We start from the raw sequence: 19,651 nt of genomic DNA on the forward strand, positions 1-19,651 counted from the left end.
TCCGCTCCCGTCGACGACCGGATCATCGTCGCCGCGGAGAACAGCGACCGGCACGCAGGAGGACGCCCTGGACGCGGTCGAGGGGAGCCGCCCGGACTGGCTGAGCCCCGACGGCGTCCTCCCGCGGTGACCCGCGGGACCGCGGCGGCCTGTGCCGCGTGCGGGAGGATGAGGGCATGACGCTCCCTCGGCCGACGCTCCTCTCCCCGCCGCTCCAGGACCGGCTGGCCCGGTGGTTCGACGAGGAGGCGCCGCCGGCCCCCTCGCTGAGCTGGGCCCTGTTCGACCGCAGCGGGCTGCTCGTCCACCACGGCCGCGGCGAGCACCGCCTCGACGGCGACGCTCCCGGGCCCGGGACCGTGCACCGCATCGCCTCCATGTCGAAGAGCTTCGAGGCGGCGGCGGTGCTGATCCTGCGCGACCGCGGGCTGCTCCGCCTCGACGACCGCGTCGCCGACCACGTGCCGGAGTTCACCGACCCGCTCGACTCCGCGGGCCGGCCGCTGTTCGTGACGGTCAGGATGCTCCTCAGCAACTGCTCGGGTCTCCCGGAGGACAACGGCTGGGCCGACGACGTCATGGCTCTGACGCGGGAGGAGTTCCTCGAGGTCGTCGGCCGCGGGCTGACCTTCACGGAGCGGCCGGGTGAGGTCTACCAGTACTCCAACATCGGCTTCTGGCTGCTCGGCGTGCTCGTCGAGAACGTGACCGGGGAGGACTTCCCGTCCTTCGCGACGCGGACGATCCTCGAGCCGCTCGGCCTCCACGACACGCGCTACGACAGCGGCGACTACCCCGACGGCACCGACCTCGCGGCCGGCTTCAGCACCTTCGACGACGGAGCGACCTGGGTGCCCCGCCCCGTCACCGGCACCGGAGCGGGCGCCTGCGCCGCGAGCATGTTCAGCACGGTCGGCGACATCGCCCGCTGGAGCGGCTGGCTCTCCTCCGCGTTCGAGGGCGAGGACGGCGCGGACGACGACCCGGTGCTGAGCCGCGCCTCCCGCCGCGAGATGCAGCGCGGCTGGACGCCGGTCCCCGCGCTGAGCCCTCGCGCCGTCGAGAGCACGCTCGACGGCTCCGCCTACGGGTTCGGCCTCGTCGTCGAGCACGACGTCCGCTTCGGCGGGATCGCCCACCACTCCGGCGGCCTGCCGGGCTGGTCGTCGAACATGCGCTGGCATCTGGAGTCGGGCCTGGGGGCCGTGGTCTTCGCGACCGCGAACGGGGCGAAGCTCGCCGCCGCCGCGACGGGACTGCTCCGCGCCGCCCTCGAGGACACCGCTCCTCCGGCGCGGACCATCACCCTCCTCCCGTCGACGCTCGCCGCGGCCGCCGCCGTCGAGGCCGCGATCGTCGCGGGAGACCTCACCCGGGCGGGGGAGGCGGGCAGCGGCGCCCTGTTCAGCCCCAACCTGCTGAGCGATGTGCCGGCCGACGTGCGCGCCCGCCGCCTCGCCACGGCGATCGCGGAGATCGGCGGGCTCGCCGAGGACCCGACCTCGAGGCCGCTGGTGGAGCGGCTGCTCTGGAGCGCCTCCGCGGCGCAGGCGGCCTTCCTCCTGCCGGGCCGCGACGGAGAGCTCGAGTGCCGGCTCGAGACCACGCCGACCGTCCCGGCCCTGATCCAGCGCCTCGAGATCGTCGTGCGCGAGGCGCCGACGGCTGCCCTCCCGGTCGTGCGCTTCTACCGCCCTCAGGCCGGCTAGCGGTCGAAGACGAGGCGCGGACGCGGCGGACCTCGACGCTCCCGCACCGAGAACGGCGGGCGGCCCTCGAGGGACCGCCCGCCGTCACGCTCCCGCGGTCAGCGGATCGTCGTGCTCGCCGTGTCCGCGTTGCTGCGGATGGACGGGTCGGGCGTCTTCGTCGAGAACGCCGCCGCCAGCGCGGTCGCCGTGCCCGAGACGGCCGCCCTCACCGTGATCTTCTCCGACACGGTCCGCCCGTCCGCCAGGCCGGCCCGCTGGAACACCACGACGTTCCCGACCCTGGTGTACGAGCCGGTCGCCGAGACGAACTGCACACCCGCGGGCAGGACGACCTGCGAGACGACCGACGCCGAGGCGGCCGGACCGGCGTTCGTCGTGATGAGGGTGTAGGTGAGCGTCCTCCCCTTCACCGCCGAGGCCGGCCCGGAGAGGTCGACGCGCAGATCGGCCTTCGTCGCGACCTGCTTCGGCGAGACCGTCAGCGTGCTCGTCGCCCGAGCCGTGCCCGCCGAGTTCGCGGCCTGGATGCTGAAGGTGGTGGTCCCGGCCGTGGTCGGCGTCCCGGAGAGGCGCCCGGTCGCGTCGAGGGTGAGTCCGGCGGGCAGTGCGCCGGAGACCAGGGAGACCGACGGAGCGGGCGTGCCGCTCACCGCGTAGCGGAAGTCGTAGGCCGAGCCGACGACGCCGGCCGCGACCGTCCCGGAGAGGGTCGGCGCGACCGTCGGCGACGAGACGGTGACGGTGATGGTGGTCTCCGCGGAGGCGGTGCCGGCGCGGGCCGCCAGCGTGAACGTGAAGGTGCCCGGCGCGGACGGAGTCCCGGTCAGGCGCCCGGCCGGAGTCAGGGTGAGGCCGGACGGGAGCGCACCGGAGGAGACGGCCACCGACGGCGCGGGGAAGCCGGAGACGGTGTAGCCGAAGTCGTAGGGGGTGCCGACGACGCCCGGCCCGGGGGTGCCGGAGATCGCCGGTGCAACGGCGGCGGGGGAGACGACGACGGTGCTGGTGGTCTCCGCGCTCCCCGCAGCGTTCGAGGCCCGCAGGGTGAAGGTGGAGCGTCCGTCGGCGGTCGGCGTCCCGGTCAGGCCGCCACGATCATCGAGGCTCAGGCCGGCGGGGAGCGTTCCGGAGACGAGCGAGACCGTCGGCGCCGGTGTGCCCGTCACGCTGTAGTCGAAGTCGTACGGGGTGCCCACCGTCGCGGCGGGCGGGTCGCCGGCCAGGGTCGGCGCGACCGTCGTCTCCGCCACGGCGAACGTGTGCGGGGCCCCGACGGTAGCGCCGAAGGGGTTCCGCGCGGAGACGGCGAAGGTGGACGTGCCCGCGGTCGTCGGCGTGCCGGAGAGGAGCCCGGACGCGCTGAGGGTCAGGCCGTCGGGGAGTGAGCCGGAGGCGATCGCGAACGAGGCGGGGCGGTCGGCCGCGAAGGTGTACGAGGCGGCCGCTCCGAGCGGCCCGGACGCGGGAGGAGCATCCGCCGTCAGGACCGGACGCGGGCCCCGGGCGAGCACGTGATCGGGTCCGGCTGCGAGAGCCGTCGTGCCGGCGAGGCCGGCGGGTGACTGCAGCTGCCCGGCCGAGCTCCGGCCCCAGCCGACGATCGTGCCGTCGCCCTTCAGCGCGAGGCTGTAGTCGGACGCGGCGGCGATCGCCACGACCCCGGACAGGCCTTCCGGCACCGTGGTCTGGCCGTAGTCGACGACGACCGAGTCGGAGCTCGCGCCCCAGGCGACGACGGTGCCGTCCTCCTTCAGCGCGAGGCTGTGGGTCTCTCCCGCCGCGACGGCCACCACGCCCTCGAGCCCCGCGGGGACGTCGGTCTGCCCGTAGAGGTCCCAGCCCCAGGCGACCACCCTCCCGCCGGACACGGCGAGGCTGTGGCGCTGGCCCGCGGCGATGGCCGTGACGCCTCCGAGGCCGGCCGGGACCAGGCCCTCGCCCAGCCCGTTGCTGCCCCACGACGTGACGGTGCCGTCGTTGCCGAGCGCGAGGCTGTTGTCGCGGGAGGACGAGATCGCGACGATCCCGGTCAGCGCGGCACTCCTCGACACCTGCCCGTCGCCGTCGTAGCCCCAGGAGACGACGGTCCCGTCGCTCTTCAGCGCATGGCTGCTGTAGTCGCCGGCGGAGACCGCGACGACCCCCGTGAGACCGTCGGGGACGCTGGTCTGCCCGTACGACCCGCGGCCCCAGGCGACGACCCCGCCGTCGCCTTTCGCGGCGAGGCTGTGGGTCCGGCCCGCGGCGAGGGAGAGGACGCCCTCGACCCCGGCCGGGACCGTGGTCTTCCCGTCGGTGCCGCTTCCCCAGGCCGCCACCCCGAGGACAGGGGCGGACGGAGCGGCGACCGCCGCGAGAGGAACGGCGGTGCCGACGAGGAGCGCGACGGCCGCGGTCAACCCGAGCAGACCCCGCCGGAGCCGCCGCGCCGCTCCTGGATCCCGCGGCTGCGACGTGCCGTCCTGGACGGCGGGCGGACGAGGGACGGTGCTGGAGCGCATGTGCTGCCTTCGATCGGGACGGCCCTCATCGGCCGTCCTCGAACCGTGGCACGGCCGTCCCGCCGCTGACAATGTCCTTTAGCGGCCCTGTCCGGAAGAGGGCGCCGCGGAGCTCCGCGGAGGGGACGTAGGCCCGGTCTCACTGCGGCCGAGCGCTCCCGCCGCGGGCCCGTGACGGTCAGCGCATCCCGAGGGACGCCGTCGCGTCCGGACCGCTCAGCGGGGTCGGAACGGGGACCCCGGCTCTCCCGCGTACGGGGCGTCCGCCTGGTCGAAGTCCCAGCGGCCCGCGGTGGACGGGCGGACGACGGGGGTCTTCGTCGGGGTCGGCGTCGCCGACGGCGCCGGCGCGGCGGCCAGCCCGGCGTGCCAGCGGAAGATCGCGTCGATGCCGTCCTGGTTCACCCACGACGGTGCGTTGTGGCCGAGCGCGTGCGTCCGGACGGTCGCCTCCCTGGCCGTGGCCGTCGCCTTCTTCACGAGGGCGAGCCCGTGCAGTGCCGGCGGCACGCTCGGGTCCGGGTGGGCCGTGTCGGACACCACCGCGCGGATGTTCGCGCCGGCCCAGGCGGAGGCGGGCAGCCGCTTCGGGTTGTGGGAGTCGATCTGAGCGGTGCTGCCGCCGAAGGCACCGCCGATCGAGAAGCGGCCCCGCGTCGTGCGGTCGTGGGTGTCGCGGAGGTCGTAGACGCCGTTGACCAGGTAGACGCCGTTGATGCCGGGGAAGACCCGCGCGCCGTAGTCCTCGCAGGCGAGCGCGCCGCCGGCCGACATCGCCCAGAGGTAGCTGGCGGCGATCGGGAACTGGCCGGAGAGGTAGGCGTAGCCGTTCCGCTGGTGCTTCTGCGCGGTGTCGTTGGTCCAGATCGTTCCGCCGAGCGTCTGGCAGATCGCGATGGCGCCCCGCTCGACGGCGAGCTCGGCCGGGTACGCGAAGACGCTGGACAGCGAGGTGTGGTCGGCCTGCGCGGAGTGGATGAACCAGATCACCGGTACCGCCGCGGCCTGCCGCGGCTTCACCGTCTGCGGCACGAAGATCCGCGCGAGGTCGCCCGCGATCGAGACCGTGAGGACGTCGTAGAGCACGCCGCGGTTCTTCGTCCTCACGTTGATCGTGCGGGTCCTCTCCCCGGGCAGGCCGGGCACGGGGGAGGCGGAGGCGGAGGCGGCCGGGAGCGTCGCCGCGCCCAGAGCGAGAGCACCCGTGAGGGCGCCGCCGATGACGGCGCGCCGCCGGAGGCCGGGAGTTCGAGAGGGGGGTACTGCTGAATCGTCGGGGGACACGGGGGCTCCTCGTGCAGGGACCGCGAACCGACGAGGTCGGCGGAGCGGTCCGGGTCGGCGGGGGGTGTGCCTGCAACGCTAGCCGGAGGACCGGCCGGACGACCCGTCGATGCGCGCCAGTCGCGGGACGGCGGAGGGACGACGCCGCACGGACGGAACGGTCGGCGGCTCGGCGACCGCATCGGCGGCGGATCGAGGCGCTCAGGAGGCGAAGGAGAGGCCCGTTCCTGATCGTCCGCCCCGCCGGTTCCGACCCTTTCGCCCCGTTCGGGAGCACTTCCCCGCACCGGTCTGGCCCCCCGGGGTGAAGGCTCCCAGGTTCCTCGCGCTCGTCGGCGGACCGGTGCCAGCGTGAAGGGACCGAGAAGCAGAAGGAGAAACGACCATGACTCTTCGACGAACTCTTGCCACCCTCGCCCTCACGGGCGCCATCGCCTCCGTCGGCGTCGTCGCTGTCGCGACGCCCGCCTCCGCGGCCGAGGTCGCGAACGGACAGTACGTGAGCGCCGGGAACTACGCGTGCGGAGCCCAGGAGGTGGCCACCGGCGCCACCCTCGGACCCGAGGGCGTCCTGCGCCAGCGCGCTCTCGTCTTCCGCAACTGCGGGTCGAGCACGGTCGAGCGCAAGGCCGACATCATCGCCGACTTCGACGGCAGCTGCTACTCCGTGGCGCCGGGCAAGGCCCGAGTCCTCGACGCGCTGTTCGTGGCGGCGGGACGCAACACCTACCGCGCGTCCAAGGCCTGCTGAGGTCGCGTGCTCCGCCGGAGGGGCGGGTCGGGGACATCCCCGGCCCGCCCCTCCAGCTGTCCGGAACGACCACGCCGTCCGAGCCGTCCTCCCGTCGACCCGCCCGAGCATCACTCCAGCACAGGCCCCAGCTCCGCCAGGACCTCCGCGACCCGGGCCCGCGCCCGTGCACCGAGCCCGCGGACCGGACGCGGGAGGCAGCGCGCCTCGGCGAGACCGAGCTGCTCCGCCATCGCTGCGACCACGCGGTAGCTGCCGCCGTGCTCCGCGAAGAGGTCCCAGACGGGCTGCAGGCGTGCCGATCCCGCGATCGCGGCCGCCTCATCGCCCGACTGCGCCGCCCGGGCGATCGACAGCGCCGTCCGCGGGAAGATGCCGCCGATCACCGAGTACCAGGCGTCGCAGCCGCCGAGCAGCCCGCGCGCACCCGCGGCGTCCCCCGAGACCCCGACGGTGACCCCCTCCGGCACCCGCGCCCGGATCTCGCTGACGCGCGCCGCCGCGGCGCCCGGTCCCTCCGGCACGCCGGGGATCTTGAGGGAGGCGACCTGCGGCAGCCGGGCGACGGCCCCGTAGAGGTCGTCGGAGAAGGAGAAGCGCGTCGTCCCGGGGTTGTCGTACACGACGAGCGGCACCGAGAGCTGAGCCGTCACGTCTTCGTAGAGCCCCAGCACGTCCTCGTCCGTCAGCGGCTGGTAGCCGAGCGGCGCCAGGAGCACCGCGCTCGCTCCGGCGCTCTGCGCGTCCTCGGCGAGCGCCAGCACCTGCGAGGTGCGCAGCGCCCCGATCCCGACCACGACCGGCACCGGGCCGGCGCCGCGGACGGCGATCTCGGCGGCGCGCCGGCGCTCGCCGCGGTCCAGGTACGGAGCCGAGCCGGTCGAGCCCAGGGCGCCGATCGAGTCGACTCCCGCCCGCGCGAGCCGCTCGACGAGAGCGGCGAACGACCGCTCGTCGATGCTGTCGTCGCGGAGCGGTGTGAGGGGGAAGGCGCTGAGTCCGGTGAGCACGTCGGTCCGTTCGCTGAGGGCGGGAGGGGCCCGGACAGTCTCCCCGGCGGCAGGGGCCCGGTCGAGGCCAGAACCGCCGGGGGCCGGGGGACCAGCCGTCACTCCGCGTCGAGCACCACTCGGGAGTGGAGTCCGAGCCGGTCGAGGAACGCCTCGTCGTGGCTGACGACGACCAGGCCGCCCCGCCAGGCGGCGAGAACGTCGACGAGGTGGTCGGTCGTGGCGAGATCGAGGTCGTTCGTCGGCTCGTCGAGCACGAGCAGCTGCGGAGCCGGCTGCGCCAGCACGAGCCCGGCGAGCGCGACGCGGAACCGCTCGCCGCCCGAGAGCGACGCGATCCTCCGATCGACCACGTCGCCGCGCACCAGGAGCCGCGCGAGGGCGTTCCGCAGCTCGACCGCAGGACGATCCGGCGCGGCCCGGGAGACGTGCTCCCGCACGGTGGCCTCCTCGTCGAGGAGTCCCTCGCGGCGCTGGGGGAGCCAGCCGACCCGCTCCGTCAGCGCTCGGGCCGTGGTGCCGGCGAGCGGATGCTCCCGCGCACCCGGCGCCCCGACGAGGTGCTCGAGCAGGGTCGTCTTCCCCGTCCCGTTCGCGCCGACCACGGCGATCCGCTCCGGCCCCTGGAGCACCGTCGTCCGGCCGCGCACCGTCACCTCCGCCAGCCGGCGCCCGGCCGCGACCCCGGGGTCCGGCAGGTCGAGGCGGACCCGGTCGTCGTCCCGGACTGCTCGCGACGCTGCGTCGACCTGCTCGCGCGCCCGCGCCTCCGCGGCCCCGTGCCCGGAGCGCAGCCGTCCCGCGGTCGCCTCGGCTCGTCCTCTCCGCGCGTTCGCGAGGATCGCGGGCATCGACTCCGCCGATCGCGCCCCCGCCCGCGCGCGGCGGGCGATGGTCGTCTCGGCCTCGATGCGCTGCCGCCGCTCGGCGCGGAGAAGCCGGTCGGCGTCGCGCAGATCGCGCTCCGCGGCCGCCTGCTCGAGGGCGAGCCGCTCCTCGAACGCCGAGAACGTCCCGCCGGAGGTGCGGACCGCCCCGTCGCGCAGCTCCGCGATCTCGTCGACGTGCTCGAGCAGCTCCCGGTCGTGGCTGACGAGCACGAGCGTCCCGCGCCACCGGTCGACCAGGTCGAGCAGAAGCCCTCGGGAGCGCCGGTCGAGGTCGTTCGTCGGCTCGTCGAGCACGGCGATCGGCCGACCGCGCAGCCGGACGCCGGTCACGGCCGTGAGTACGGCCTGCCCTCCGGAGAGGGTCGCGACCGGCCGCAGCAGGTCCGCCTCCTCCAGGTCGAGACCGGCGTCGCCGAGTGCGGCGAGCGCTCGGGCCTCGAGGTCCCAGTCGTCCGCGAGCATCTCGAAGTGCCGCGGATCCGCGTCGCCGCGGAGGATCGCGTGCAGAGCGTCCAGGCGATGCCGGATCCCGAGGAGATCGGCGACGGTGTCGTCGGGCCCTCGCCGGAGGCGCTGGGGCAGCAGGTCGACGGGTCCCGTCGTCGAGACGCTCCCGGCGGTGGGGGAGAGGCCGCCGGTGACGAGGCGGACGAGGGTCGACTTGCCGGCGCCGTTCGCGCCGACGAGACCGGTGCGCCCGCGTCCGAACGCAGCGGTGACGCGGTCGAGGACGACGGAGCCGTCGGGCCAGGCGAACGTGCAGTCGTGGAGGACGACGGCGGGCGGGGTGGTGCGGGAAGTGGAGGGCACGGTGCTCCAGGGGTCGGTGTCGGCGCACGACGACCACCGGACTCCGAGGGAGCAACGGCTCGCCCCTGAGGGGCGGGCACGGGGGACGTCAGTGCGAGAGCAGCTGCTGCGTCGTGGACGCAGTACCGGTGCTGGAGCGCAAGAGTCCGTCTTCCGTGCGGGGAGCCCCCGTGACCGCGAGCCGCTGGATCGGCCGGTATAGCGGCCGCACCGACGTCGCGGCTCGCGACGAGGTACGGGTCGACCGTACGTGCCCGTCGGACCCGCGCGCAACCGTGACCGACTGCTCGTCCGCGGCCTGCGTCCGTCGGCGCCGTCGCGCGGCTCGCGGCGGACGGCTCTCCACCCACGGCGGGACGGCCGGACCGCCCTGGTATGCACGCTGCTGCCCACCGGTCGAGGGGGTCGCCGGCGGGCCCTCCCGTCGCCGCGCCCTCACTACGCTGAGCCCATGGTGACCATTCGCGACGTCGCGGCCGATGCGGGGGTGGCCCGCAGCACGGTGTCCTACGTGCTCTCCGGCAACAAGAAGCTCCCGGAGGCGACCCGCCTGCGCGTGCTCGCGAGCGTGGAGCGGCTCGGCTACCGGCCCGACCCGATGGCGCGGGCCCTGGCGCTGCGGCGCACGAACATCCTCGGCTTCTTCGCCTCCGTCGATCCGGAGTCGCGGCAGACCGATGTCGACGTCTTCATGCGCTTCGTGCGGGCGGCGATGTACGCGGCCCGCGCCCGCGGCTTCGACCTGCTGATGATGGGCACGGGCGAGGGGGAGCTCGCGCGCGACGTCCTCGCCGATGCGCTCGTCGTGATGGACATCCGCCGGGACGACCCCCGGCTGCCGGTCCTCGCGAGCATCGGCCTGCCGACCGCGCTGGTCGGCTACCCGGGCGAGGGCAGCCCGTTCAGCGCGATCGACCTCGACTTCGACGGCGCGGCGCGGGTCGCCGTCGACCACCTCGCCGACCTCGGGCACGTCGAGATCGCGGTCCTCGGGATGGGCCCCGACGCCTACGAGAGCGGCTACGCCTTCGCCCTGCGGTTCCGCGAGGGCTTCCTCGACCAGTGCCGCCTGCGCGGCGTGCGGGGCGCCGTCATCCCCAGCACCGACGACGTCGACGACTGGTTCGAGCAGGCGCAGGAGCAGCTCCCCGGCCTCAGCGCCGTGGTCACTCACGGGCCGGGCGTGCTCGAGCCGTTCCTGCAGCGCCTCAGCGGCCTGGGCCTGCGCGTCCCGGAGGACTGCTCGATCATGACCATCGCCCCGGAGGCGGTGATGCGGCACGCCGACCAGCCGGTCACCGTGGTGGACCTGCCCGGCGACGAGATGGTCTCGCGGGCGGTCGACCTGGTGCTCGACGAGCTCGCCGGCACCGCGACTCCGGGAGTGACGGAGCTGCTGCCCGCGGTGGTCGTGGACCTCGGCACCACCGCGCCCTTCTCGCCGGGCACCAGCCGGGGCGTCGTCCCCTCGTGGCGGCGGGCGCGCGGCTGACGTCGCCGGGTCGTCCGGAGCGTTCCCCGGGCGATCGGTGAACCGGTTCTCCGAAATCTATTGAACCGGTTCTCCGACTCGGTTAGGCTCGCCACGACTTCCGGACGGACCGCCCCAGCGGGCGCCCCCGGAGGGTCTTCCCGGCGCGAGCGCTCCGCTCGTTCCGACCGTATTCAGAGAGGAATACCGTGAAGAACAGCATCCGACGAGCCGCAGGCGCCGCCTCCCTCGTCCTCATCGCCGGAGTCGCCCTCAGCGCGTGCAGCGCACAGGGAGCGGGCGACGACTCGTCGAAGTCGCTCACCCTCTGGGACAGCTTCACCCAGTACGACGCGTCCTCCCCCTACGGCCAGCTCCTGGCCGGCTGCGAGGCCTCGACCGGGATCACCCTCGAGCGCACCTCCGACCCCGACCTCACCACCAAGCTCCTGCAGTCGGCCGCGTCGAAGACCACGCCGAACCTGGTCGTCCTCGACAACCCCAACGTCGCGAAGTTCGCCGACACCGGCCTGCTCGTCGACAACGCCGCCTCCGGGCTCGACACCAGCGACGTCCTCCCGAACGTGCTCGCCGCCGGCCAGCTGGACGGGAAGACCTACGGCTCGTCGATCGGCTCGAACACCCTCGCGCTCTTCTACAACAAGGCGCTCTTCGAGGCAGCCGGCGTCACTCCGCCGACGACCTGGGACGAGCTGACCACCGCCGCGAAGGCCCTCACCGCGGGCGACGTCACCGGGCTCGGCTTCTCCGCGGTCGGCACCGAGGAGGGCACCTTCCAGTTCCTGCCCTTCTTCTGGGGCTCCGGTGCGACCCTCGAGGACATCTCCTCCGACGACGCCGTCTCGGCGCTCGCGCTCTGGACCGACCTGGTGAAGAGCGGCTCGGCCTCGCAGGCGAACGTCAACGCCAACCAGCAGGACGTCCGCGACCAGTTCCTCGCGGGCAAGCTCGGGATGATGGTCAACGGCACCTGGCAGCTCTCCGCCCTCGACGAGGCGGGCATCGACTACGGCGTCGTGCCGATCCCGGCGAAGGACGGGGGAGCGGCACCGAGCCCGCTCGGCGGCGAGTTCGTCGAGGTGGTCGCCTCCGACGCCGCGAAGCAGACCCTCGCCACGGAGTTCGCGCAGTGCGTCATCCAGCCCGACAGCCTGAAGGCCTGGGCGGCCGGCCAGTCGTACATCATGCCGTACGCCGACGCGGCCGCCGAGCAGGCGACCGAGGACCCCGCGCTCCAGCCGTGGGTCGAGGCCATCTCGGTCGCGCAGGGACGCACCAGCGACCTCGGCGTCGCCTACCCGGACACCTCGAAGGCGCTCTGGACCGCGATCCAGGAGTCGCTGACCGGCTCGAAGACGCCGCAGGCGGCCCTCGACGACGCCGCGGCGAGCCTGAAGTAGCGGCCGCATGACCGACCCCGCCGTGCTCACGGCGCCGGTCGCGGGCGGGGCGGCCACCAGGCCGCCCGCCCGCCGCCGACCCCGCTCCCACCTCCGCCTCGCCGCCGCCGCCTTCATGGCGCCCGTGGTGATCTTCCTCGCCGTCTTCTTCGTCTACCCGATCATCCGCGGCGTCGTCCTCAGCCTCCAGGACTTCGGACCGTCGTCCTTCGTGACCGGGATCGCCCCCTTCGTCGGCTTCGACAACTACGTCACGGTCGTCACCGATCCGATCTTCGCGAGCATCGCCTGGCACACCGTGGTCTTCACCGTGGTCTCGCTGGTGGGCCAGTTCACGATCGGCATGGCCCTGGCGCTGTTCTTCAGCCGCCGGTTCCCGCTCTCGGCGACGTTCCGCTCCCTCATCCTGCTGCCGTGGCTCCTGCCGCTGATCGTCTCGGCGACGGCCTGGCGCTGGATCTTCGACCAGCAGTTCGGCATCCTGAACGCCGCGCTCGGCACGCCGGTCGGCTGGCTGACCGATCCGTCCGTCTCGCTGTGGGCGGTCATCATCGCCAACATCTGGCTGGGCATCCCGTTCAACATGGTGCTGCTGCACGGAGGCCTGCAGGGCATCCCCGAGAGCCTCTACGAGGCCGCGGCACTGGACGGCGCCTCGCGCTGGCGGTCCTTCTGGAGCATCACCTGGCCGCTGCTGCGACCGGTGACCTCCGTCACGCTCCTCCTCGGCCTCGTCTACACGATCAAGGTGTTCGACGTCATCTGGATCCTCACCAAGGGAGGCCCGGCCAACAGCTCGCACACCCTGGCGACGTGGGCCTACGAGCAGTCCTTCACCGACCTGCAGTTCGGAGTCGGAGCGGCGGCCGGCCAGATCCTCGTGATCGTCGCCCTCGTCTTCGGCGTGATCTACATCCGCGCCCAGCGCAAGGAGGACCTCGGATGAACCGGCACACCACAGGGCTGCGCCGCGGGATCGACGTGGTCATCGCGATCGTGCTCTGCGGCTTCCTCCTCTTCCCGCTCTACTGGATGGTCAACGTCTCGCTGACCAAGCCGCAGAACCTGATCCAGACCCCGCCGAGCCTGTTCCCCGGCGACCCGACGCTCGACGGGTACGTGCAGGCGTTCTCGACGCAGCTGCCGAACCTCATCACGAGCCTCGTGATCTCGATCGGCTGCGTGATCCTGACCCTGGCGATCGCTCTGCCCGCCGCTTTCGCGATGGCGAAGTTCCGGGTGCGGGGGACCGGCGTCGTGATGTTCGTGTTCCTCCTCGCCCAGATGATCCCCGGGATCGTCCTGGTCACCGCGCTGTTCGCGATCTACAACGCGCTGGGGCTGCTCAACACCTATCCGGGCCTGATCCTCGCCGACGCGACCGCCTCCGTGCCGTTCGCGGTGATCATCCTCCGGGCCTTCATGCTCGGCATCCCCGACGAGCTGATCGAGGCTGCGCGGATCGACGGTGCGAGCAACTGGCGCTCCTTCGTCTCGATCGTCATCCCGCTGAGCCGGAACTCGATCGTGACCGCGGGCCTGTTCTCGTTCCTGTTCGCCTGGGCCGACTTCCTCAACGCGAACTCGCTCACCTCGGGCAACAGCATCGTGCCGTTCACCCTCGGCCTCTACCGCTACATCGGATCGACCACCACCAACTGGAACGGGATCATGGCGACCGCCGTGATCGCCTCCATCCCGGCCGCCGTGCTGCTGATCGTGGCCCAGCGCTACGTCGCCGCCGGGGTCACCGCCGGCGCGGTCAAGGACTGAGCGCCGTGCCCGACTCGCGGAAGCAGGAGCACATGGACACCGACGCGTTCGCGCTCGAGGGGGACCGCCTCGTCTGGCGCGGCGACGGCGAGACCGTCGTCGTCGAGCCGTGGGGGAGGGACAGCGTCCGGGTCCGCGCCCGCCGGTCCGGGGAGGTCCTCGACACCGACTGGGCGCTGATCGCCCCCGAGCGCCGCGCGCCGGAGGTCTCGATCGAGGGACCGCGGGCGACGCTGCGCGCCGGCGGCATCACCGTCGTCCTCGAGCAGCAGGAGGGCTACGGGTACCAGACCGGCTACCACGAGCTCTCCTGCTCCCTCTCCTTCTACGACCGTCGGGGGGAGCTGCTCTTCCGGGAGCTCGGGAGCGGGGGAGCGCTCAAGCTGCGCGCCCGCGAGCAGCGTCCGCACCTGGGCGGCGACTTCCGGCTGACCGCGCTGTTCGAGACGTCCCCCGACGAGAAGCTGTACGGGATGGGGCAGTACCAGCAGGACATCCTCGACCTGAAGGGCTGCACGCTCGAGCTCGCGCACCGCAACTCCCAGTCGAGCGTCCCGTTCGTGCTGTCGAGCCGCGGCTACGGCTTCCTCTGGCACAACCCCGCGATCGGCCGCGCGACCTTCGCGGCCAACCGCACGGAGTGGTCCGCCGAGTCCTCCCAGCAGCTCGACTACTGGGTGACCGCGGGGGAGACCCCGGCCGACATCACCCGGGCCTACGCCGACGCGACCGGGCACGTCCCGATGATGCCCGAGCACGGCCTCGGCTTCTGGCAGTGCAAGCTGCGCTACTGGAACCAGGAGCAGCTGCTCGAGGTCGCCCGCGAGCACCGGCGCCGCGGCCTGCCGATGGACGTGATCGTGGCCGACTTCTTCCACTGGCCGCACATGGGCGACTTCCGCTTCGAGGAGGAGTTCTGGCCGGATCCGTCCGCCATGGTCGCCGAGCTGCGCGAGCTCGGGATCGAGCTGATGGTCTCGGTCTGGCCGCAGGTGTCGGTCGAGTCCGAGAACTACATCGCGATGAAGAAGGGGAACCTCCTCGTCAAGGCCGAGCGGGGCCTGGACCTGCACATGCAGTTCGAGGGTCCGAGCGCGTTCTACGACGCGACGAGCCCCGCCGCCCGGAGGTTCGTCTGGGAGGCGTGCCGGCGCAACTACGGCGAGCACGGGATCCGGCTCTTCTGGCTCGACGAGGCCGAGCCCGAGTACGGCGTCTACGACTTCGACAACTACCGCTACGCCGCCGGCCCCGCCGTCCAGGTCGGCAACCTCTACCCGCAGGCGTTCTCCCGCGGATTCTTCGAGGGGCAGAGCGAGGGCGGGGAGACCGCGATCGTGAACCTCGTCCGCACCGCGTGGGCGGGCAGCCAGCGCTACGGCGCGCTCGTGTGGTCGGGCGACATCCACTCGACCTTCGCGGACCTGCGCCACCAGATCACGGCCGGCATCCACATGGGCGTCGCGGGGATCCCGTGGTTCACGACCGACATCGGAGGCTTCGCCGGGGGAGACCCGTCGGATCCGGAGTTCCGTGAGCTCCTCGTGCGCTGGTTCCAGTTCGGCGCGTTCAGCCCGGTGATGCGCCTTCACGGCGACCGCGCGCCGTCGGCCCCGGTCACGGCCGCCGACGGGAGCCGCCGCGCCGCGACCGGAGCCGCGAACGAGGTGTGGAGCTTCGGCGAGGAGGCCACGCCGATCCTCACCCGCCTGCTGCATCTGCGCGAGACCCTGCGCCCGTACACGCGCGAGGCGATGCGGGAGGCGCACGAGCTGGGCCAGCCGGTGCTGCGCGCGGTGTTCCACGAGTTCCCGGGGGACCCGGAGGCCTGGGATCTGGCCGACCAGTACCTCTTCGGCTCGGACCTGCTGGTGGCTCCGGTCACGCACGCCGGAGCCGTCTCCCGACGGGTCTACCTGCCCGCCGGGGCGCGGTGGACGGAGCTCTCGACGGGCGCCGAGCACGTGGGCGGGCAGTGGATCGTCGCCGACGCGCCGCTGGCCGTCATCCCGGTCTTCGCGCGCGACGGCCGGCAGGCGCACCTCGTCGGGCAGCTCTGAGTGGAGGCTCCCCGCTGACCGGAGGGTTCCGCCGCGAGGAGCGCCCCCGCGTCAGCCCGTCCCCTCGAGCCAGAAGTCGACCGCGTCGGGGGACGGGCGCCCGGCGACCCGGACGACGTCGCCGAACTCGAGCACGCTGTCCGGATCCTCCTGGACGGCCGGCCACCGCTCGCGGCCGGCGGCGTCCGGATCGCCGTGGGAGATGAATGCGAGCCAGCGCGCGGTCATCTCCTGCTCGAGCCGGCGGTCGACGTCCGTGTAGTCGGCGTCGCCGTCCGCCCCGAGGTTCCCGTACGCGTACATCACCTCGGCGCCGTGGTACGCGCCGAACCGCTCGAGTCCGCTCTCCGGGGGAGTGCGCGTGAAGATGTAGGCGTGGACGCCCGCCCGCCCGGTCCGGGCGGCCGTCAGCGCCCAGAGCCGCATCGGGGCGGTCATCGTCCGGTCACTGCCGGCGCGCAGCCGGGAGTCGACGACCTGATCCTCGACGGCACCCGGGTACAGCGCGAGGAATCGGTCCGCGTCGTCTCCGTGCTCCCGGCGCACCTCCTGCTCGTAGGCGTCCGGATCCGAGTCGACGCCTCCCAGCAGATCGAGCGAGGTCTCGTCGGAGTTGCTGCCGAGCAGGAGGGGGACGTCGTTCTGCCGACCGGCCTTGTAGACGGCGAGCGGCGTGTCGGGGAGGACGACGCCGTCGATCGAGGGCCACCAGTGCTGCGAGAGGTCCGCGGCGGCCGAGACGATGCGCTCGGCCGGCAGGGCCCTCATCTCGGCCAGGCTCGCCCCGCCGAGCGCCTCGCTCAGGCGCGCAGCCGCCTCCCGTGCGGTGGCGGCGTCGTCGTAGAGGTCGCCGGCCTCGCGGTCTCCCGCCGACCCCAGGCATCCTCCGCTCTCCCCGATGATCCCGTGGAGGAGGCCGGCCGCGAGGGGCGAGGCCCCGAGGATGCAGGCGCTGCCGGAGCCGGCGGACTGGCCGGCGGCCGTCACCCGCCCCGGGTCCCCGCCGAAAGCGGCGATGTTGTCCTGCACCCACTGCAGAGCGGCGACCTGGTCGAGCAGTCCCTGATTTCCCGGGGTGCCGCCGCCGAGCACATCACCGGCGAGGAAACCGAGGACGCCCAGACGGTAGGCGACGGTGACGACCACCGCGCCCCGGGAGGCGAGCGCCGCGCCGTCGTAGGCGGGGAGGGCGCCGGACCCCGAGACGAACGCGCCGCCGTGGAGGTAGACGAGGACCGGGCTGGAGTCGCCCGCCCCGCCGGCCGGCGTCCAGATGTTCAGGCGGAGGCTGTCCTCGTCCGTCGCGTACCCGCCGAGGAGCGTCTCCTCCAGCGGCAGGTCGAGCACGCGGGTCGCCGCTCGGGAGAGGAACGTCGGCTCCGGCTGAACGGCGGAGGGGCCGAAGTCGTCGGCCACGAGGGTCGCCGACCGCTGCGGGGCCGGGCGGGGCGCCTCCCAGCGCAGCGGGCCGACCGGGGGAGCGGCGTAGGGGATCCCCGCGAAGGCGTCGACCCCGGCCGCGGCGTCGTGCACACCGACGACGTCGCCCTGCCGGGTCGTGACCGGGGCGGTGTGCGGACCGGCGAGCGTCTGCGTCGCCGGGAGAGGACCCGCGGCGAGGGCGACGGCTCCGACGAGCCCTGCGGACGCGACCCAGGCCGCCGTGCGCAGCATCCAGTGCCGGTGCCGCCAGCTCCTCGAGACGGCCGCGATCAGGACCGCGGCCGCCGCGACGACGAGCCACCCCCACCACTCCACCCGGTTCAGCCAGGCGAGGACCGCCCCGATGAGCACGACGGTCGCGGTCGACAGCCACCGGGACCGTCGCCGTCGAGGTTCGGGCGTTCCAGTTCTCGATACGGTATGCATTGGAAACGAAACGTACTGAAAAGGCCCATCCAGCGCAAGGATCCGAATAGGCTGGGGGCGTGGTCACAGGCGAGCAGGCTCCGGTCCGGCGGAGGAGCGAGACGCGACGACGTCTCCTCGCCGCGGCCGCCGAGCTCTTCGAGAGCACGGGCACCATCGGCCAGCGCGTCGAGGACATCTGCGCGCAGGCGGGCTTCACCCGCGGCGCGTTCTACTCGAACTTCGCCGGTGTCGACCAGCTCTTCCTCGCACTCCACGAGGAGCAGACCGCGAGAGTGTGGGGGAGCCTGCAGGAGGCCCTCGACGTCCAGCTGCAGGAGGAGCACCGCGCGGCGACCCTCGACGGCGCCGTACGCTCCCTCCTCGACGCGCTCCCGTCCAGCCGCGAGTGGTTCTCCCTGCGGTCGGTGCTCCTGGCACGCGCTGCCGCGGACCCGGAGTTCGCCGAGCGGATGATGATCGACGACGACCGCGTCTCGCGCGAGCTGGGCGAGCGCTTCGCCGCCCTCGCCGCCGCGCACGGCCGCGTCCCCGCCGTCGAGTCCGCCGTCCTGGCGAAGGCGGTCGTCGCGGCGCACGTCGGGTCGGTGAGCCAGTGGCCCGTGGACACCAGCGCCGAACTCACGCAGCGCCTGGTCGTCGCCGCGGTGATCCGAGGCCTCACCGTCGAAGCGCCCGGTCTGCCATCGGAGCGCGGCGGCGATCGATGACGTGCTGTCGCAGGAGCGTTGAGGGGAGCCGATCGCCATCCCTGCAGAACGGGACTTCGGTCGAACTGACATAATGTGCATTATCGGATAACGGCGGAAGGGCCGGACGGACCGGGATTGAGGCCGCCCGACGGTCCGGAACGTCATCAGCGGATCGGCGAATGCTCCACCCACGCCTCGACGTCCTCGTACCAGCACGTCTCGGTCGGAGTGTCGAAGCGCGTGACCAGCCGCAACCGCGGATCGACGGTCATCGTGCCGCGGACGCGGCCGTCGCCTCGATCCTCCCGGGCGCCCGCCGCAACGCGCGTCAGCTTTCCTGCGAGCGCTCCCGCCGGTTCACCATCACCGCGACGGCACGAGAAGGATGCTCACGCCGCCCGGCATCCGGCGACAAACGGACTGCGCCCACGACGGCGTCGGACTCCCCCGATGCCGGTCCATTGCCGTCCACCGGGGCCATCCGTCGAGGAGCCCAGACCCGTGCGCCGGCGTCAGCCCCTGGAGAGGATCAGGCGAAGTCGGAGATGTCGCCGACGAGGCGGGTGTTGTCCGCGGGGATCGGCTCGACGGCCGCCAGAGCGACCTCGGCCGCGAACTCCTGCACGTTGTAGAGCTTGCCGGCCGACTCGCGACGCGAGCTGATCGCGCCCGGGTTCGCGCGCTCCAGCAGGGTCGCGGTGATGGTGCCCTCGATCATGTCGCCCGAGACGACGACGAACTCGATCCCGCGCTCGGCGAGCTCACCGATCCGCTCGCGCAGGGCGTCCTCGCCGGCGCGCTTGGAGAGCGCGACGGGCTCGTACTCGGGCATCGTGGGCGTGGTCCGGATGAAGTGCGCCTGGTGGCTCGTGACGAACACGACACGGGAGCCCTCGGAGAGCAGCGGCAGCGCCGCGTCGAGCACGGCGACCTGCGAGTCGCGGTTCAGGACCATCGCGTAGTCCTCCCCCATGTTGCTCTCCATGCCGCCGGAGGCGTTCAGGACGAGCACGTCCAGTCCTCCGTACTCCTTCTCGATGCGGGAGAAGAGCTCGGCGCGCGAGTCGGCGTCGGTGAGATCGGCGCCGACGGCGATGGCGGTGCCGCCGGCCTCGACGATCTGCGCGACGAGCTTGTCGGCGCGCGGCGCCTTCGAGCGGTAGTTGACGACGACGCGGGCTCCGGCCTCGGCCAGGTAGCGGACCGTGTCGGCGCCGATGCCGCGGGACGACCCGGTGACGAGAGCGCGCTTGCCGTCGAAGGAGCCGGGGGCGAGGGGATTGGACACGGGTATTCCTCCAGAACGCCGGCTCGGAGACCGGATCGGGCACGATGACGGGCCACAGCCCGACGGAGGAGTCTACCAAGGGCCTCGAGATCGTCGTCGCACCTCCTCTCCCAGCCCTC

14 protein-coding genes are annotated in these 19,651 nt (G+C 73.2%); 8 read left to right on the forward strand and 6 right to left on the reverse strand.

Annotation, left to right across the window (positions count from 1 at the left end):
* The first annotated feature begins 176 nt into the window (after positions 1-176).
* A complete protein-coding gene (locus C5C99_RS02120) occupies positions 177-1,709 on the forward strand; it encodes a serine hydrolase (RefSeq protein ID WP_104339532.1) in 1,533 nt (510 codons plus the stop codon).
* A 98-nt stretch (positions 1,710-1,807) separates the two neighbouring features.
* Here C5C99_RS02120 and C5C99_RS02125 read toward each other — a convergent pair whose 3' ends face one another.
* Positions 1,808-4,213, reverse strand: a complete 2,406-nt coding sequence (locus C5C99_RS02125) for a putative Ig domain-containing protein (RefSeq protein ID WP_104339533.1) — start codon at positions 4,211-4,213, stop codon at positions 1,808-1,810.
* Positions 4,214-4,429: 216 nt separating this feature from the next.
* A complete protein-coding gene (locus tag C5C99_RS02130) occupies positions 4,430-5,497 on the reverse strand; it encodes a hypothetical protein (protein WP_104246834.1) in 1,068 nt (355 codons plus the stop codon).
* Between the two features lie 385 nt (positions 5,498-5,882).
* On the opposite strand from C5C99_RS02130, the gene C5C99_RS02135 reads away from it, so the two are divergent.
* Positions 5,883-6,248, forward strand: coding sequence for a hypothetical protein (locus C5C99_RS02135; RefSeq protein WP_104222056.1), 366 nt, complete (start codon positions 5,883-5,885; stop codon positions 6,246-6,248).
* Positions 6,249-6,358: 110 nt separating this feature from the next.
* Here the strand turns inward: C5C99_RS02135 and C5C99_RS02140 are convergent, their stop codons facing one another.
* Together C5C99_RS02140 and C5C99_RS02145 are read right to left on the reverse strand one after the other, a co-directional pair.
* A complete protein-coding gene (locus tag C5C99_RS02140) occupies positions 6,359-7,258 on the reverse strand; it encodes a dihydrodipicolinate synthase family protein (protein WP_104222054.1) in 900 nt (299 codons plus the stop codon).
* A 98-nt stretch (positions 7,259-7,356) separates the two neighbouring features.
* Positions 7,357-8,958, reverse strand: coding sequence for an ABC-F family ATP-binding cassette domain-containing protein (locus C5C99_RS02145; protein ID WP_104268661.1), 1,602 nt, complete (start codon positions 8,956-8,958; stop codon positions 7,357-7,359).
* Between the two features lie 451 nt (positions 8,959-9,409).
* Between C5C99_RS02145 and C5C99_RS02150 the strand changes: the two genes are divergently transcribed.
* The 5 genes from C5C99_RS02150 (at position 9,410) to C5C99_RS02170 (ending at position 15,683) form a co-directional block, all read left to right on the forward strand.
* Positions 9,410-10,450, forward strand: a complete 1,041-nt coding sequence (locus C5C99_RS02150; protein WP_104222050.1) for a LacI family DNA-binding transcriptional regulator — start codon at positions 9,410-9,412, stop codon at positions 10,448-10,450.
* A gap of 188 nt (positions 10,451-10,638) precedes the next feature.
* On the forward strand, positions 10,639-11,850 hold the full coding sequence (locus C5C99_RS02155) for an extracellular solute-binding protein (protein WP_104232593.1): 1,212 nt from the start codon (positions 10,639-10,641) through the stop codon (positions 11,848-11,850).
* 7 nt (positions 11,851-11,857) lie between these two features.
* Positions 11,858-12,796 (forward strand): carbohydrate ABC transporter permease, encoded by a 939-nt coding sequence (locus C5C99_RS02160; RefSeq protein ID WP_104339534.1) that lies wholly within the window; start codon positions 11,858-11,860, stop codon positions 12,794-12,796.
* Positions 12,793-13,623 (forward strand): carbohydrate ABC transporter permease, encoded by an 831-nt coding sequence (locus C5C99_RS02165; RefSeq protein WP_104222044.1) that lies wholly within the window; start codon positions 12,793-12,795, stop codon positions 13,621-13,623. Before C5C99_RS02160 ends, C5C99_RS02165 begins: the two co-directional genes overlap by 4 nt.
* Positions 13,624-13,655: 32 nt before the next feature.
* The gene (locus C5C99_RS02170; protein ID WP_104339560.1) at positions 13,656-15,683 is read left to right on the forward strand and encodes a TIM-barrel domain-containing protein; all 2,028 of its coding nucleotides are present in this window, start codon (positions 13,656-13,658) and stop codon (positions 15,681-15,683) included.
* Between the two features lie 51 nt (positions 15,684-15,734).
* Here the strand turns inward: C5C99_RS02170 and C5C99_RS02175 are convergent, their stop codons facing one another.
* Complete coding sequence (locus C5C99_RS02175) at positions 15,735-17,477, reverse strand: carboxylesterase/lipase family protein (RefSeq protein ID WP_104339535.1); 1,743 nt, start codon at positions 17,475-17,477, stop codon at positions 15,735-15,737.
* A 134-nt stretch (positions 17,478-17,611) separates the two neighbouring features.
* On the opposite strand from C5C99_RS02175, the gene C5C99_RS02180 reads away from it, so the two are divergent.
* Complete coding sequence (locus tag C5C99_RS02180) at positions 17,612-18,262, forward strand: TetR/AcrR family transcriptional regulator (RefSeq protein WP_104309147.1); 651 nt, start codon at positions 17,612-17,614, stop codon at positions 18,260-18,262.
* 511 nt (positions 18,263-18,773) lie between these two features.
* Here the strand turns inward: C5C99_RS02180 and C5C99_RS02185 are convergent.
* Positions 18,774-19,532 carry an SDR family oxidoreductase gene (locus C5C99_RS02185; protein WP_104222036.1) on the reverse strand — a complete coding sequence of 253 codons (759 nt, stop codon included), beginning with the start codon at positions 19,530-19,532 and terminating at the stop codon, positions 18,774-18,776.
* Between the last annotated feature and the right edge of the window lie 119 nt (positions 19,533-19,651).

The sequence above is a fragment of the Rathayibacter sp. AY1C4 genome, from assembly GCF_002932195.1.
Taxonomy (GTDB): domain Bacteria; phylum Actinomycetota; class Actinomycetes; order Actinomycetales; family Microbacteriaceae; genus Rathayibacter.